This is a genomic window from Nocardiopsis sp. MT53 (assembly GCF_019598965.1).
Lineage (GTDB): Bacteria > Actinomycetota > Actinomycetes > Streptosporangiales > Streptosporangiaceae > Nocardiopsis > Nocardiopsis changdeensis.
In genome coordinates, this window is the sequence record NZ_CP080599.1 from 2268015 (window position 1) to 2284507 (window position 16493).

Consider the following 16493-nt stretch of genomic DNA (forward strand, 5'->3'; position numbering starts at 1 on the left):
GGCCCTCGGACCCACGTCCGGGCCGGACCCGGGCCCCGGCCCGGGGGCGTTCGGGGCCCGGCCGACCGGGCCCGTTCCGGCCCGCGGAGCACGGCCGGGTCCCGTCCCGGAACCGGACGCGACCCCGCTCCCGACACCGGGGCGGCCGCCGTCCACTGGGTGGCCATGGCGGTCCTGCTGTGGACGGTCGCCCTGGCCGCCGTCCTGGCGGCGACCGCCCGGTTCGACCGGGACCGCGCCGGTACGGCGGCGGACCTGGCCGCCCTCGCGGCGGCCTCCGTCGCCGTCCACGGGCGGGACACCGCCTGCGAGCGGGCCCGCCTCACCGCCGAGGCCAACGGGGCCTCCCTCGACACCTGCGAGATCACCGGCCACACCGCCGAGGTGGTGGTCGCCGTCCCCTCTGTTCTCGACCTGTCCGTCAGCGCGGGCTCACGTGCCGGGCCGGTCCACGGAGCCCTTCCGGAGGAAGCACCATGACCCTGCCCGCCCTGATGTGCGCCCTGCTACTCAGCGCCGCCCCCGACGCCGCCCCACCGTCCCCCTGCCCGCCGCCCACGGAACTGCGCGCCCACCCGCCGGTGCACGCCGTGCCCTGTACCCGCCCGTGGACGGAACCCCCGGAGTGCGTGCCGCTCCGGCTGCCCCTGTCGGCGGTGTCCGGCTCCCTCCGGCCACCGGAGAAGAGCACGGCGCCGGTGGCGGACGCGGAGCCGACGGCCCCGCCACCGGCGCGTCCGGTCTCCGGCGACGGCGGCCCTGTCCGGGCGGTCTCCAGCGGGGAGGCCCCGGCGGCGGAGCCGACCTCCGTGCCGGCGGTGCTCCCGAGCGGCGGCCCGAGCCCGACCGCGGAGCCGAGCGAGGCGGAGTGGAGCGGCGGCCCGGACGCCGAGGCCGGCGCCGTCCAGGTGGTGCACCACGTCTCCACCACCCCGGCCCCGGCCGACACCGTCGCCCGGGTCGTCGGCAACACCTCCACCGTGCTCCTGGCCCTGCTCGCGGTGACGTCGCTCGCCCTGCGCCTCACCGTGGGCTGGCCCCGCTTCCCGGAGCCCTACCTGGGGCGCCGCCGAGCGGGAGGAGACCGCGACACCCCCTGGTAACCCCCCGCACCCCCACCGAAAGCCCCGCCCCGGCCCCGGCCCTCCGCCCGGGCCCTCGTCCCGGCCCGCCGCTGGACGGGCTCGGGTGCCACCTGGCCCAACCTCGTTCTCGTGCTCATTCCGGCCGCCGCCGGGTGGGCGCGAGCGCCACCCGTGTCCGCGCCGCCGTAGGTAACGCCCCTATGCCTGTGGGGTGCACCCCGTGACACGGTGACGGAGGTATATGCGGGTGCCGAGCGGGCCGTCCTCATACCGGCCGCCGCCAGGCGGGTGTCACCCGCCCCCGGACCCGCCCTTGCCCGGGAGGGCGGCCGAGCGTGCGCGGACACCGCCCGGCCCGTCCTCTTCCTCATCCCGGCCGCCGCTAGGCGGCTGCCATCCACGCCCGGGTCGGCCTTCGTCCAGGAGGGCGGCGAGCATGCGCGGGTGCCGCCCGGGCCCGCTCCCGGGCCGATGAGGTGACACCCGTGCCCGCCGCCGGGTGGGTGCGGGCGCCACCCGTGTCCGCGCGCCGCCGCGGGTAGCGCCCTTATGCCTGTGGGGTGCCCGCCGTGACACGGTGACGGAGGTATGCGCAGGTGCCGCCCGGGCCGTCTTCATCCCGGCCCTCCGCCGGGTGGGGGCGCGGGTATCACCCGCGCCCGGGGCCATCCTCGTCCGGGACAGCCGCCGGGTGGGGGCGCGGGGGCACCATCGGCCTGGGGCGTGGCCGCTCGGGTGGGGCGTGGGTACCGTCGCGGCTGTTGTGGGGTGGGCGGGCAGGCGAGGTTCCTGGGCGGGGCGGCCTCCGGGGCTGCGGGCGGATGGATGAGTGGGAGCCGTCGCCGGGGGCGGTGCTTCGGGCCGTCGTGCCCTGGTGGGTGGGCTTCGGGCGCCCTCCTTCGTCCCGGTAGGCGCAGGTCGGCCACGGCGGGGCCGTAACGGTCGTACCCTCCGATGTATGGGACACCGACACCCGAGCAAACTCAAGAACACCGAGGTAGGCCATGCCCGGGCGCGGTGGCTGCTGCGGGCGGAGTTGGCGGGGTGCGCCGAGTGCCGGGCCGAGGGCGACAGGGAGGCCCTGGCGGACCTCGACCAGGAGGGCGTGTTCGACTCCCTGATCAGCGGGTTCGTGCTCGCCCGGGTCCAGCAGTGGCGGGCTCCGGGCCGACCTCCCCGCTACCCGGCCACGGTGTACCGCCTGGCCCCGGTGGATGAGCGCGACTTCTGGCGCGCGCCCACCCAGCACTGCATGCGCCTGTGCACGGTCGAGGGACCGCGCGGCACGCGGGTGAACACTCTGCCTGCCCTCAAGGAGCTGCGGCTGATGCCCATGCGGGACCGCTCCCTGGTGCTGGACGACATCATCGACGGCCTGAGCGAGGACGAGGCCTGACCCGCCGCCTCCCGGCAGCCTGACGCCGATCCCCTGTCCCGCACCACGCCCCGGTGTCGGCGCCCCCCGCTCCGGCGGCTCGGCCGGGATCACCCGCCCAGCGCGCGCGACAGCAGGTCCACCACCATCGGGACCACCCCCACCAGGAGGAAGGACGGCAGGAAGCACAGCGCCAGCGGCATCACCACGAGCACCCCCAGGCGTTCGACCCGCGCCGACGCCAGGGAGCGCAGCTCCCTGTGCAGGTCCGCCACGTGCCGGTCGAGCAGGTCGGCCACCGGCGCCCCGGTGTCGGCGGCGCGGGCCAGATCGCGCCCGGCCGCCACCAGCGGCTCGGGCAGCACCCCGGCCGACTCCGACCAGGCGGAGGCCGGATCCGCCCCCAGGCGCAGCCGGTCGGCCACCGACGCCAACTCCCTCCCGAGCCTGCCGGGGGCGGCCCGCGCCACGGCCGCGAGGCAGGACACCAGCGGCGCCCCGGCCCGCATCCCGGCGGCGATGAGCCCGATCACCACGGGGACGTCGCCGGTGAGCGGGATCCGGTCGTCCCGGGTTCTCCCCCGAGCGCGCACCCACCACCCGATCCCGCAGGCCGCGACGACGGCCGCGCCGAGCGGCCCGAACAGGGCGCCGGCCACCGCCGCCGTACCCGCCGCGGCCGTGGTCATGACCAACAGGCGACCGGGCAGGCGCGGCTTCGCCTCCGTTGGTGGCCGCAGCCACATCCTGGGTCCGCCGCCCATCGCGATCCACACCCCTACGGCCCCGCACACCACGGCGATGACGGTGAACACGGTCCCCCTCACTTTTCCATCCCCAGGCACCCGTTGGTCATGGGTATCCGGAGCCTGTCCGGCGGACGCCCTCGACCGGGCCGGTCCGGCGCGTGCGCCCGGCGGGCGGGATCCGCATCGGACCGCCCCCTCATAGCGTTCGCTGCGGGTCCTCCCGCGTGCGGCCACCGTGGAGGGCGGCCGCGTTTCGACGAACCGGCACGGCTAGTCCCCCTGGTCTACTGCGGGCCCTCCCGTGCGCGGTCACCGCGGAGGGCAGCCGCGCTCTGACGAACCGGCACGGCTAGTCCCCCGGTCTACTGCCGGCCCTCCCATGTGTGGTCACCGCGGTGGGCGGCCGCGTTCCGATGAGCCGGGCATGCCTAGTCCCCCTGGTCTACTGCCGGCCCTTCCGCGCGCGGTCACCGCGGAGGGCCACCTAGTCCCCCCGGTCCACGGCGGCGCGCACCAGCCGCGAGATCCACCACAGCCCGGCGAGGTTCAGCAGCACACCGAGCACCAGGCAGAGCAGCCCCAGCGGGGTCGTGAACAGGAACACCAGCGGCGAACCCCCCAGTCCGGCCGACAGCAGCAGCCCCACCACGGGGAGCAGGCCCAGCACGATCGCCGTGGTCCTCGGGCCGCCGGTGCGCGCCGAGATCTCGGCCCTCACCTCCTCCTGCGCGGTGAGCTCGTCGGCGAGCGCATCCACGACATCGGCCAGCCCGGCACCGGTGTCCGAGGCCACCTCCCAGCACACGGCCAGGTAGGCGAGGGCCCGCAGGTCCGGATCCGCCTCGGCGGCCCGGACCGGGGCCCGGGTGCCGAACCCGTCGCCCACCGCCCGGGCCACCTCCGGCCCGGCCTCGGCGAGCGCCGCCCCCAGCGCGTCCTCGGGGGGCCTGCCGGACCGCAGCTCGGCGGCCAGCACCCGGCACAGGGTGATCACCCCGCGCCGTTTCTCCCGGCCCGGCGCCGTCCTCCGTCGCAGCGCCGACGCCCGCACGCGTTCCAGCACCCCCACCGGCCCCGGACCGCGCGGCACCTGCCATCCGATCCGCCCCGTCCCGGCGTCGACCAGCACCCCCAACAGCACCAGCCCCACCGCGCACACCCACACCCCGACCACGCCACGCCCCCCGAACGTCCCTCGTCCCCGCCCCGCACACCCGTGTTCTCCGAAGACCCCGCGTACTTCGGCCGTTCCATGGCGCCCAGGCCCCGGACCGGCCGGTCCGGCGTGCCGCCCCCGGGCACCGCCGCCACGGCTCCCTCGCGGTGCCTCCCGCGCCGGTGCTCATCTGCGCCAGCCGTCGCCGACACGGGCGGTGAGGACGCCGACTCCCGGGTGCTCGCGCTGGGCCCCACCCGCGGCGAACGACACCGCGGGCACCGTGCGCACCAGCCCCTGACGGTCGTGGTCCAGCACCCGGACCTCGGCCAGCCGCCGGACCCCGGCCTCCCGCACCAGGTGCACCACCAGCACCCCGGTGGCCGCCAACTGGCTGTGCACCGCCTCCCGGCCGAGCCCGGCCGCACAGCCCAGGGCCTCCACCCGGGCCGGCACGTCCCCCGCGCCGTTGGCGTGGAGCGTCCCCGCACCGCCCTCGTGGCCGGTGTTGAGCGCGCCCAGCAGGGACACGATCTCCGGCCCCCGCGCCTCGCCCACCACCAACCGGTCCGGGCGCATCCGGAGAGCCTGACGGACCAGCACCTCCAGGGTGACCTCGCCGCTGCCCTCGATGTTGGCGGGACGGGTCTGCAGGCGCACTACGTGCGGATGGTCGGGGCGCAGCTCGGGGGAGTCCTCGGCCAGCACGATCCGCTCGCCCGGGTCCACCAGGGACAGCAGCGTCGAGAGCAAGGTGGTCTTCCCCGTCCCCGTGCCACCGCTCACCAGGAAGGCCGCCCGCGAGTCCACCACCGCCCGCAGCAGCGCCGCCCCGCGCCGGGTGAGCGTCCCGCAGTCCACCAGCCGGTCCAGGGTGAACACCCGGCAGGGCGGCATCCGCAGCGACAGGCACGCCCCGGTGGGGGAGACGGGCGGCAGCACCGCGTGCAGCCGCGCCCCGTTGGGAAGGCGCGCGTCCACATAGGGCACCGCCGCGTCCAGCCGCCGCCCGGCCTGGGCGGCGAGCCGCTGGGCCAGCCGCCGCACCGCCTCCGCCGACTCGAACCGCACCTCCACCCGGCGCAGTCCGCCGCCGTCGTCCACCCACACCTCGTCCGGCCCGTTGACCAGGATGTCCGTGACCCCGCCTGAGGTCATCAGCTCCTCCAGCGGCCCGGCCCCGGCCAGGTCCGCGGCCAGCCGCCGGGTCAGCGACAGCACCTCGGCGTCGCCCAGCACCCCGCCCTCCGCCCGCAGCGCTGCCGCCACGTTGCCGGGGCTGACCACCACCCCCGAGGCCACCAGCCGGTTGCGCACCGCCTCCACCAGGTCGGGCCCGGCGGAGCCGCTGGTGCGCCGGGGCGGCGGCCCGTCGCGGAGGAGGGTGGAGCCGGTCACCGACGGCCGCCGCAGCGCCCGCTCGGTCAGCGCGCTCACCGCGGCACCCCCGTCAGTTCGGCGACGAGCCGGTCGGCGAACCCGGCCAGCGGCGAACGCGGGTGGTCCGCGGGCCGCCGCCCGGCGGCCAGCGCCCGCTCCAGGCCCGGCTCCGGCGGCAGGTCCGCTCCCAGTGCCAGCCCCATCCCCCGGGCCACCACGTCGGCGGTCAGCCCGCCCGAGGCCCCGCGCACCACGGCGCGCACCTCCCGGGACTCCGCCCGCAGCCGCGGCACCATCGCCGACGCCGACACCACGGCGGCCACCTGCGCGGGCACGACCAGCAGCACCAGGTCCGAGCGGTTGAGGAAGGCCGTGACCGCGGCCCCGAACGACCGCGGGAGGTCGACGACCACCAGGTCGCACCCCTGCCGGGCCGACTCCAGCATCGACCGGGCGGCGGCAGCGGGCAGCGGGCCCCGACGCGCGTCCGGCCCGTGCACCCAGGTGAGCACCGAGATCCCGGCCGGTCCGGGCAGCCGCGCCGCCACGTCCGACCAGCGCAACCGGCCGCGCCGGTCCGTCAGGTCGTCCCAGCCGAGCCTGCCGTCCACCGGGTCGCGCTCGCAGCCGAGCAGGATGTCGGGACCGCAGCCCAGCGGGTCGGCGTCCAGCAGCGCGGTGCCGTGCCCGCCCCGCGCCCCGGCCAGCGCCAGGGCGACGGCGAGCAGGCTCGCCCCGGCCCCGCCGCGCCCGCCCATCACGGCCACGGTCGGCGCCCGCCTCCCGGGCTGTCCGCTCGCGGAGATCAGGCCGGTCAGCAGCATCTCGTCCCGGGGCAGCAGCATGGTGCCGCCCGCCCCGCCCGCACCGTTGGGCCCGCCGTGCCCGGGACCCGTCCCGGGCCCCGCGTCCGGGCCGCCGCGGGCCACCACGACGAACCGGGCGTGCGGCGGCCGCTCGCCCGAACGCAGCTCCGGGTACAGGTCGGCGCCCAGCACCACCAGCGGCGAGCGCGGCCACGACAGCAGCGCGCGGTCGACGGTGTCGGCGGTGTTGACCCGGACCGAGGCGGCGGCCGACAGCCGCAGCAGGTCGTCGAGCAGTCCGGTGTCGGCGGTGGCGATGAGGGGAACGGCGTCCATGGGGCCTCCGGGCAGGGGGAGGGGCACCCTTCGACCATCGCCGATCCCGGGGGTCGGCGAAAGCCGGACCGTCGATCTGTGGATAACCCGTCCGGGGCGGGGCCGTGGGCCGCACCGCCCGGCGGGGCGCCGGTCAGGGCCGGGACGCGGCCTCCGAAGACCTGCGGGCGGGATGCGCACACGGGGGCGGATGCACATCCCACCCGGCAGGCTCGGCGAACGGGCCTCGTGCGATGTCCCGCGTCAGGGGGGCGCGCGGGTGGATCGCCCTCTCGACCCTGGGGGGAGGGCCGGGCCCGCCCTTCGGAAGGGTCGACGAGGGGAGGGGAGCCCCCGGACCACCGAAAAGCGCGTCGGGACATGCGTTCCGCCCGGATCCGGCCCCACCGGGCCGCACACGAAATGCGCGCACGCCACGGCTTTTGCCGAAGTGGTGTGAACCGGTTCCCGTCGGAACGACGGAACCGACGCTACCACGTGACACTGCGTATCGGTTCGGGAATCCAGGATGAAAAGTTGGACCAACCACCTTTTCGAAGCCCGGGGACCGGCGTAGAAAGAAAGGGATCGGTGGCGTAGACCCACCCCGACAGGTGAACCGGGAACCCACGCACCAGCAGGCCTCGTAGGGCCCGCCTCGACCGAGACGCTCGATGAAGCGCCTGGTCAGGACAGACGAATGGATGCTTGTTAACCCGGTGCAGCCGGTCGGAGACGGCGCCTCGCGGATTCTCCGCGGGGCGCCGTTCGCCGTGTTCGGTGAGAGGCCGGGGCAATCCCGAAACATTGGGTAACGGACAAGCGTGACCGAACCGATATCGTTCGTGCCTCTACCCGTTGGTAAATGGACGAGTAACAAGCGGGGTTTCCGTTCACGGACCGCTCCGCGCGGCCCCGAGCCGCCGCTCGCCGGGCCGTCCCGTCCCGCCCCGCCGCAACCCGGCCCGGGCCCGGCCCGGACCGCGACACGCCCGGACCTCAGCCGCGCTTGAGCGCCTCGCAGGTCGCCAGCGAGTCCTGCGCCCCGGCCCGCACCGCCCGGCAGCAGTACACGACCCACTCGGCCACGCCCTCGGCGGTCCCGGACATGTACCCGCGCAGCGCGGGCGCGTACTCCTCCGACAGCGTCCGGTGGCCCAGCTCGGACGGCACCAGCGACTTGGGGTCCAGCCCCCGCTCGATCAGCGTCAGCCGCTCCGCGGCCCGCGCCACGATCCCGTCGCCCCACCCGAACGGGCGGATCGCCATCAGCTCGCCGTGCACCAGGGCCGACGTCACCAGCGCGGGCACCGAGGTGCGCGCGCCCAGCAGCGCGTACAGGCCCTCCAGCCGGGCGAGCGCGGCCTCGGGGGCGAGCGCCTCGCCCAGCTCCAGCGGGTCCTCGACCCGCTCGCCGGCCATGCGCGGCCGCCCCAGGGCGTCGGCGGACACCGCGTCCGCGGCGGCGAGCGTGTGCAGCCGGGCCAGCACCTGCCGCGGCGCCTTGGGCCAGGTCTCCACCAGGGTCCCCAGCTCGCCGCCCACCCGCAGGGCGCCCTTGATCCGGGTGTCGTACACGTGCCCGGCGCGGATCTCGTCCATCGAGACCTCGGCGCCCTCCAGCGCGGCGGACGCGCACGCCCCGCGCAGCGAGGACTCCATGGACACGTCGCTGCTCCGCCGGCGCAGGATCCGGTGACCCAGCAGCCGGTCCACCAGGGTCCGGGTCTCCTCCACGGCCTCGGCCACACCGGGCAGTGCGGCGATCCTGGCCAGCGGGTCGGTCTGGGCGGCAGAAGTCGTTTCGCTCACGGGAACCAACATACGCGCCGGTAACACCGGCCACCGCGTGCCCTCCGCCGGTCGCCCGTCCCCCCGCTCCCGCGCCGTCGACCGTTCGTCGCCCGGCGGCGACCGCTCACCGGCCGTTCGTCGCGCGCCGGGTCGCCCCCGGCGCTGGAACCGACCCTGCCTGTTCCACAGGTCCAGACCACATGATTAATTTGGTGTGAACCAGCCTACGTAAGGAGAATCACAGTGGCCGACAGCACTCCCCCGAGCCAGGAGACACTGTCCAACCTTCTCCATGAAACACGCAGCTTCCCCCCGCCGGCCGATCTGGCCGCGAACGCCAACGTCAAGGCCGACGCCTACGACGAGGCGGCCGGGGACCGGCTCGGTTTCTGGGAGGAGCAGGCCCGCAGGCTCCAGTGGGACCGGCCCTGGGACACCGTCCTGGACTGGCAGCCGCCCTTCGCCAAGTGGTTCGTCAACGGCAGGCTCAACGCCTCCGTCAACTGCGTGGACCGCCACGTGGCCAACGGCCTGGGCGAGCGCGTCGCCTACTACTGGGAGGGCGAGCCGGGCGACACCCGCACCATCACCTACGCCGAGCTGAAGGACATGGTCTCCCAGGCCGCCAACGCCCTCACCGAGCTGGGCGTCACGCGGGGCGACCGGGTCGCCATCTACATGCCGATGATCCCCGAGACGATCGTCGCCATGCTGGCCTGCGCCCGCATCGGCGCCGTCCACATGGTGGTCTTCGGCGGCTTCTCCGTCGACGCCCTGGGCCAGCGCCTGGACGACAGCCAGGCCAAGCTCGTCATCACCGCCGACGGCGGCTACCGGCGCGGCAAGCCCAGCGCGCTCAAGCCCGCCGTGGACGCCGCGGTGGCCGACCGCCCGGCCGTCGAGAAGGTCCTCGTCGTCCGCCGCACCGGCCAGGACGTCGAGTGGACCGACCGCGACGTGTGGTGGCACGACCTCGTCGACTCCCAGAGCACCGAGCACACCCCCGAGGCCCACGACGCCGAGAACCCGCTGTACATCATGTACACCAGCGGCACCACGGCCAAGCCCAAGGGCATCCTGCACACCACCGGCGGCTACCTCACCCAGGCGTCCTACACCCACTGGGCGGTCTTCGACCTCAAGCCCGAGACCGACGTCTACTGGTGCGCCGCCGACATCGGCTGGGTCACCGGCCACTCCTACATCGTCTACGGCCCGCTCTCCAACGCCGCGACGACCGTCCTCTACGAGGGCACCCCGGACACCCCGCACCGCGGCCGGTTCTGGGAGATCATCGAGAAGTACAAGGTCACCATCGCCTACATGGCCCCGACGGCGATCCGCACCTTCATGAAGTGGGGCGACGACATCCCCGCCGGGTTCGACCTGTCGAGCCTGCGCGTCATCGGCTCGGTGGGCGAGCCCATCAACCCCGAGGCCTACGTCTGGTACCGCAAGCACATCGGCGGCGACCGGACCCCGGTCGTGGACACCTGGTGGCAGACCGAGACCGGCGCCATCATGGTGAGCCCGCTGCCGGGCGTCACCTCGGGCAAGCCGGGCGCGGCCATGCGCGCCCTGCCGGGCATCGTCGCCGACGTCGTGGACGAGAACGGCAACTCGGTCCCCGACGGCGAGGGCGGCTTCATCGTGATCCGCGAGCCCTGGCCGTCCATGCTCCGCGGCATCTGGGGCGACCCGGAGCGCTACAAGGACACCTACTGGTCGCGCTTCGAGGGCCTGTACTTCCCGGGCGACGGGGCCAAGAAGGACGAGGACGGCGACCTGTGGCTGCTCGGCCGCGTCGACGACGTCATGCTCGTCTCCGGCCACAACATCTCCACCACCGAGGTCGAGTCCGCCCTGGTCTCGCACCCGAGCGTGGCGGAGGCCGCCGTCGTCGGCGCCACGGACAAGGTCACCGGCCAGGCCATCGTCGGCTTCGTGATCCTGCGCAGCGGCGCCGAGGAGGTCTCCGAGGAGACGGTCAAGGCCCTGCGCGACCACGTCGGCGCCTCCCTCGGGCCGATCGCCAAGCCCGCCCGCCTGCTGGCCGTGCCCGAGCTGCCCAAGACCCGCTCGGGCAAGATCATGCGCCGCCTGCTGCGCGACATCGCGGAGAACCGCGAGGTCGGTGACACCTCCACGCTCACCGACTCCTCGATCATGGAGGTCATCGCCAAGCAGCTGCCCTCCGTCAAGCAGGGCGACTGACACGCGCACCCGCGTGCGGGGCGCCCCGGGCCGCGGGCCCGGGGCGCCCCCGTCGTTTCCGCGTCCGGGCACGGACGCTCACCCGCGTGACGAAGGCGGAGCCCCGTGTTGTGCGTGCCGTGAGGGACACCGGTGGCGGCCCATGTGCGAGGATGCGGAGGATCGTCCGCGTGTTCTGACCGACAGAAGGGAAACCCCGCGATGGTGGACAAGCCGGGAACCGGCGGGCCGGGTGCCGTCGGAGACACCGACCGCTCCGTCGGTGAACTCGTCTCGGACGTCACCGGGAACTTCTCCCGTCTGGTGCGCCTCGAGCTGGAGCTCGCCAAGGCCGAGGCCAAGCTCGAGGCGGCGAAGGCCGGCAAGGGCATCGCGGGGTTCGCGGTGTTCGCCGTCCTCATGCACATCTTCGTCATCCTCCTCTCGGTGACCATCGCCTTCGTCCTGTACGAGGTGGCGGGCCTGCCGGGGTGGGCCTCCTTCGCCATCGTGACCGGCTTCTACCTGCTCGTCGCGATCGTGTTCGCCCTCTTCGGCCTGGTCAGCTTCCGCCGGATGCGCGGCCTGGAGCGGACCCGCCTGACCACCTCCCGCCTGGGCGCCATCCTGCGCCGCGAGATCACCCCGCCGGGCTCGGAGGTCGCCGCCGCCGGCAGGGCCGGGGCCACGGCCACCACCGGAAACTAGACGACCCACCGTGCTGGACGATTCGGCCGCCTACGTCGAGGGCCCCTGGGCCCACCGGAACGTCGGGGCCGCGGGCGCCCGCTTCCACGCCGCCGAGCTGGGGGAGGGGCCGCTGGTGCTGTTCCTGCACGGCTTCCCCCAGTTCTGGTGGGCGTGGCGGCACCAGCTCACCGCCGTCGCGGAGGCGGGCTACCGGGCGGTCGCCGTCGACCTGCGGGGGTACGGCGGCAGCGACAAGACACCCCGCGGGTACGACCTGGTGACCCTCGCCCAGGACGCCGCCGGCCTGGTCCGGGCCCTGGGCGCGCGCCGGGCGGTCGTGGTCGGCCACGGCGTCGGCGGCATGGTCGGCTGGACCATGACCGCCTACCACCCGGGCACCGTGCGCGCCCTGGCGGCGGTCGCGTCCCCGCACCCGGGCCGGGCGGCCCGTCTGATGCTCTCCGCGGGTCCGGGCGCCCGCCACATGCTCCGCGCCCAGCTGCCGATCCTGCCCGAGCACCGGCTCCTCGCCGACGGTTGCGCCCGGGTCGGCGACCTGCTGCGGGAGTGGTCCGCCCCGGGCTGGCCCGACGCCGAGGCCGAGAAGATGTACCGGATCGCGTTCTCCATCCCCAAGGTGTCCCACTGCTCCCTGGAGTACCACCGCTGGATCGCCCGCTCCCGGCTGCGCCCGGACGGCCTGCGCTACCACGCGCGGATGCGGACGCCGGTGCGCGTCCCGGTGCTCCAGGTCCACGGCTCCCTCGACCCCGTCTGCCCGCCGGAGACGGCCCGCGCCTCGGAGCGCTCGGTGGCGGGGGCCTACCGTTGGAGGGGGATCCCCGGCGCCGGGCACTTCCCCCACGAGGAGCGCCCGGACGCCGTCTCGGACGAGCTCACCCGGTGGCTCGACTCCCTCCCCGGCGACGACTGAGGAAGAAGGTGGACACGGTGAACGCGGACCGCGACCGCGCCCCGGACGGGCGCGCGCAGAACCAGCGACCCCGCGACCGCTACGGCCGGCCGATGCCGCACGGCAGCGCGGGCGAGGTGGAGCGGGTGCCCGACGACGCCGAATTCTCGGCGGAGGAAGGGCTGGAAACGGCCCAGGACCTCCTCGACCGGGGGTACGCTTTCACCGCCCACGAAGTCCTCGAGGCCGTCTGGAAGTCCTCCCCCGAGTCCGAACGCGAACTGTGGCGCGGACTGGCGCAGACGGCCGTGGGCGTCACCCACGCCCAGCGCGGCAACCTCACGGGCGCCGCCCGCCTGCTGCGCCGCGGCGCCGACCGGGTGGAGCCGTACGGCCCGGACGCGCCGCACGGTGTGGACACCGCGGCGGTGGCGGCCTTCGCCCGCTCCCTCGCCGACGACCTCGAAGCGGGCCGCGCCCGCCCGGGCGACGGGGTGGACCCGTCCCGGATGCGTTTGCGCTGAGGCCCCTGGGGCGGCTTCCCGTTTCATTCCCTTATGGGAACTTTAACGTTAACACCGCATTAAGTCATTATGCAAGAAGAATATCGCCGATAAATCCATTTATCCGTTTTTCGAGATCACCGATGGATCACATCTTTGATCGTTCTCGAAAAAACCCCTAATCCGCTCTCTTCTTTTTTCTTCGGGCTGCGTAGGATTTCCGGATCACCGCCCGTGAGCACGTGGCGCGGGCAGTGGGCACCAAACCGAAGGTGGCACCGCTTCGACCCCGGACCACGTGCCGTCGGGCCAGTTCAAGGCTCCTTCCGGACGGCGGTACGGGCACGGTTCCGCGCGGGATTCCCCGCGCTTCGCGTGCGCGGGGGAGAAAAGGTCGTGCCCGTCGCAAGGAGGACGGATTGTCTGGGCTCAACCTCGCCGCGCCAAGCGGCACGGCCCTAGAACTGCAAGGCATCGACTTCACACTCGTCATCATCGTCATGGCGGTCGCGCTCCTCGCGCTCGCCGTCGCGGGGATGCTGGTACGTGAAGTCCTCGCCGCCGGACAGGGCACCGAGCGAATGCGCAACATCGCCGTCGCGGTCCAGGAAGGAGCGGGTGCGTACCTCCGACGGCAGTTCCGCACCCTCGCGGTCTTCGTCGTCGTCATCCCCCTGCTGCTGCTCCTGCTCCCCGCCGACTCGTGGGCCATCTCCATCGGCCGGTCCGTCTTCTTCGCCCTCGGCGCCCTCCTCTCCGCCGCCACCGGCTTCATCGGCATGTGGCTCGCGGTCAGGGGCAACGTCCGCGTCGCGGCGGCCGCCCGCGGCGGCACCGCCGCCGACAGCCGCACCGCCATGCGGATCGCCTTCCGCACCGGCGGCGTCGCCGGCATGATCACCGTCGGCCTGGGCCTGCTCGGCGCGGCCGTCGTCGTCCTGCTGTACCGGGGCGACGCCCCGATCGTCCTGGAGGGCTTCGGCTTCGGCGCCGCGCTCCTGGCCATGTTCATGCGCGTCGGCGGCGGCATCTTCACCAAGGCCGCCGACGTCGGCGCCGACCTCGTGGGCAAGGTCGAACAGGGCATCCCCGAGGACGACCCCCGCAACGCCGCCACCATCGCCGACAACGTCGGCGACAACGTGGGCGACTGCGCGGGCATGGCCGCCGACCTGTTCGAGTCCTACGCCGTCGTCCTCGTCGCCTCCCTCATCCTGGGCCGCGTCGCGTTCGGCGTCGAGGGCCTCGTCTTCCCCCTGCTGGTCCCGATGATCGGTGTCCTCACCGCCATCATCGGCATCTTCATCGTCGCGCCCTCCGCGCGCGACAAGACGGCGATGTCCGCGATCAACCGCGGTTTCTTCATCTCCGCCGGGATCTCCGCCCTGCTCGTCGTCGCCGCCTCCTTCTGGTACCTGCCCGGCAGCTTCCAGGAGCTGTCCGGCGTGAGCCAGAGCGTCCTCGACGAGATCGCCGAAGCGGGCTACGCCGACGCCGACCCGCGCGTCATCGCGATCACCGCGGTCCTCATCGGCCTCGTCCTCGCGGCCGCCATCCAGCTCCTCACCGGCTACTTCACCGAGACCGACCGGCGGCCGGTCCGCGAGATCGGCGAGAGCTCCGAGACGGGCGCCGCCACCGTCATCCTGTCCGGCATCTCCGTCGGCCTGGAGTCGGCGGTCTACTCCGCCCTGCTCATCGCGGGCGCGGTGTACGCGGCGTTCCTCCTGGGCGGCGGGTCCATCACCCTCAGCCTGTTCGCCGTCGCCCTCGCCGGGACCGGCCTGCTCACCACCGTCGGCATCATCGTCGCGATGGACACCTTCGGCCCCGTCTCCGACAACGCTCAGGGCATCGCGGAGATGTCCGGCGACGTCGAGGGCAAGGGCGCCGAGATCCTCACGAGCCTGGACGCCGTCGGCAACACCACGAAGGCCATCACCAAGGGCATCGCGATCGCCACCGCGGTCCTGGCCGCCACCGCCCTGTTCGGAGCGTTCCGCACCTCCGTCCAGGAGCAGCTCGGCGGTGACGAGGTCTTCTCGCTGTCCCTGGACAGCCCGGACGTCCTCGTCGGCGTCATCATCGGCGCCAGCGTGGTGTTCTTCTTCTCCGGCCTCGCCGTCATGGCGGTCGGCCGCGCCGCCGGCCGCGTCGTCCTGGAGGTGCGCGAGCAGTTCCGCACCCGCCCGGGGATCATGGACGGCACCGAGAAGCCCGAGTACGCGCGCGTCGTCGACATCTGCACCCGCGACTCCCTGCGCGAGCTCATCACCCCCGGCCTGCTCGCCGTGCTGGCCCCGATCGCGGTCGGCTTCGCCTTCGGCTACGCCCCGCTGGGCGCGTTCCTCGGCGGCGCCATCGCCGCGGGCGTCCTCATGGCGGTGTTCCTCGCCAACTCCGGCGGCGCCTGGGACAACGCGAAGAAGCTCGTCGAGGACGGCCACCACGGCGGCAAGGGCTCGGAGGCCCACGCCGCCACGGTCATCGGAGACACCGTCGGCGACCCGTTCAAGGACACTGCGGGCCCGGCCATCAACCCGCTCCTGAAGGTGATGAACCTGGTCGCGCTGATCGTCGCGCCCAGCGTCGTCATCTTCCAGGACAACACCGTCCTGCGGGTCGGCGTCACCGTCGTGGCGGTCGCCATCCTCGTCGGCGCGGTCCTGTGGTCCAAGAAGCGCGGCTCGGGCACCGAGACCGAGCCGGCCGAGCTCGGCCACGGCGCGCCCGAGAGCGGCGACGACGATGAGACCCCCTCCGCCGGCTCCCCGGCCGTCGGGGGCGGCGGCATCACCGACGAGGCCGCCGGGACCGGCGGCAGGGAAGAGGCCCGCACCAACTAGACACGCATGACGAGGGGCCGCCGGGAGCACCCGGCGGCCCCTCCTACTCTGGAGCGAAGAACGTACTCAGGGGGGCTCATGTCGGGAATGAAGGGTCTGTTCGTCATCGTGGGGGTGATGGTGGGGTTCATGGTCCTGCTCTCCATCGTCGCGACGGTGATCGCGTCATGACCGACCGGACACTGCTCCTGCTCCGCCACGCCAAGGCGGAGGCGGGCTACGGGGTCATCGACTACGACCGCGCCCTCACCGACCGCGGCCACGACCAGGCCCGCCGGGTGGGCCGCCTCCTCGCCGAGGCGGGGCACACCCCGGACCACGTCATCTGCTCCGCCGCCAAGCGGACCCGCCAGACCCTCGAAGGCGTCCTGGAGACCCTCGGCGCCGCGCCGGAGGTCGACTACTCGGAGTCGGCCTACACCGCCGGCGTCGACTCCCTGGTCGAGCTGATCACCTATGTCGACCCCGCGGTGCGCACCCTCCTGGTGGTGGGCCACAACCCGACCATCGCCCAGCTGGCGGCGACGTTCGTGGGCAACGAGGCCCTGGTGTCGTACTCGCCGGCCACCGTCTCCGCGGTGGACATGGAGGTCGAGTGGCTTTACACGGCCCCGGGCACGGGGTCCGGACGCATCCTCGGCTGAACCCCCTCCGTCCCGCCGCACCACCGGCGAAGGCCTCCGGGCGG

Annotated in this window: 14 protein-coding genes; 9 read left to right on the plus strand and 5 right to left on the minus strand. The window is 74.2% G+C overall.

Annotation, left to right across the window (positions count from 1 at the left end; genetic code table 11):
- Window positions 1-165: 165 nt before the first annotated feature.
- The 3 genes from K1J57_RS33425 (at window position 166) to K1J57_RS09910 (ending at window position 2481) form a co-directional block, all read left to right on the plus strand.
- Window positions 166-480 (plus strand): Rv3654c family TadE-like protein, encoded by a 315-nt coding sequence (locus K1J57_RS33425; RefSeq protein ID WP_255646940.1) that lies wholly within the window; start codon window positions 166-168, stop codon window positions 478-480.
- The gene (locus K1J57_RS33965) at window positions 477-1103 is read left to right on the plus strand and encodes a hypothetical protein (RefSeq protein WP_277615497.1); all 627 of its coding nucleotides are present in this window, start codon (window positions 477-479) and stop codon (window positions 1101-1103) included. Before K1J57_RS33425 ends, K1J57_RS33965 begins: the two co-directional genes overlap by 4 nt.
- 940 nt (window positions 1104-2043) lie before the next feature.
- Window positions 2044-2481, plus strand: coding sequence for a hypothetical protein (locus K1J57_RS09910; RefSeq protein WP_220564138.1), 438 nt, complete (start codon window positions 2044-2046; stop codon window positions 2479-2481).
- A gap of 89 nt (window positions 2482-2570) precedes the next feature.
- On the opposite strand, the gene K1J57_RS09915 is transcribed toward K1J57_RS09910, so the two are convergent.
- The 5 genes from K1J57_RS09915 to K1J57_RS09935 all read right to left on the minus strand — a co-directional run bounded on the left by K1J57_RS09915 (window position 2571) and on the right by K1J57_RS09935 (window position 8690).
- Window positions 2571-3224 (minus strand): type II secretion system F family protein, encoded by a 654-nt coding sequence (locus K1J57_RS09915; RefSeq protein ID WP_220565439.1) that lies wholly within the window; start codon window positions 3222-3224, stop codon window positions 2571-2573.
- A 469-nt stretch (window positions 3225-3693) separates the two neighbouring features.
- Complete coding sequence (locus K1J57_RS09920; RefSeq protein WP_255646941.1) at window positions 3694-4383, minus strand: type II secretion system F family protein; 690 nt, start codon at window positions 4381-4383, stop codon at window positions 3694-3696.
- Window positions 4384-4551: 168 nt separating this feature from the next.
- Entirely contained in the window at window positions 4552-5694 is a 1143-nt protein-coding gene (locus K1J57_RS09925) for a TadA family conjugal transfer-associated ATPase (protein ID WP_220565441.1), read from the minus strand.
- A 104-nt stretch (window positions 5695-5798) separates the two neighbouring features.
- Window positions 5799-6887: a septum site-determining protein Ssd gene (ssd, locus tag K1J57_RS09930; RefSeq protein WP_220564139.1), complete on the minus strand. Its 1089-nt coding sequence runs from the start codon at window positions 6885-6887 to the stop codon at window positions 5799-5801.
- A gap of 978 nt (window positions 6888-7865) precedes the next feature.
- Entirely contained in the window at window positions 7866-8690 is an 825-nt protein-coding gene (locus K1J57_RS09935; RefSeq protein ID WP_220564140.1) for an oxidoreductase, read from the minus strand.
- A 213-nt stretch (window positions 8691-8903) separates the two neighbouring features.
- Between K1J57_RS09935 and acs the strand changes: the two genes are divergently transcribed.
- From acs to K1J57_RS09965, 6 genes are all read left to right on the plus strand, one after another.
- Window positions 8904-10874: an acetate--CoA ligase gene (gene acs / locus K1J57_RS09940; RefSeq protein ID WP_220564141.1), complete on the plus strand. Its 1971-nt coding sequence runs from the start codon at window positions 8904-8906 to the stop codon at window positions 10872-10874.
- Between the two features lie 201 nt (window positions 10875-11075).
- Window positions 11076-11561 (plus strand): phage holin family protein, encoded by a 486-nt coding sequence (locus K1J57_RS09945; RefSeq protein ID WP_220564142.1) that lies wholly within the window; start codon window positions 11076-11078, stop codon window positions 11559-11561.
- Window positions 11562-11571: 10 nt separating this feature from the next.
- Window positions 11572-12477 carry an alpha/beta fold hydrolase gene (locus tag K1J57_RS09950; protein ID WP_220564143.1) on the plus strand — a complete coding sequence of 302 codons (906 nt, stop codon included), beginning with the start codon at window positions 11572-11574 and terminating at the stop codon, window positions 12475-12477.
- 8 nt (window positions 12478-12485) lie between these two features.
- The gene (locus K1J57_RS09955; protein WP_220564144.1) at window positions 12486-12980 is read left to right on the plus strand and encodes a DUF309 domain-containing protein; all 495 of its coding nucleotides are present in this window, start codon (window positions 12486-12488) and stop codon (window positions 12978-12980) included.
- Between the two features lie 398 nt (window positions 12981-13378).
- The gene (locus K1J57_RS09960; RefSeq protein ID WP_220564145.1) at window positions 13379-15805 is read left to right on the plus strand and encodes a sodium-translocating pyrophosphatase; all 2427 of its coding nucleotides are present in this window, start codon (window positions 13379-13381) and stop codon (window positions 15803-15805) included.
- Between the two features lie 167 nt (window positions 15806-15972).
- Window positions 15973-16449, plus strand: a complete 477-nt coding sequence (locus K1J57_RS09965) for a histidine phosphatase family protein (protein ID WP_220564146.1) — start codon at window positions 15973-15975, stop codon at window positions 16447-16449.
- Window positions 16450-16493: the final 44 nt, after the last annotated feature.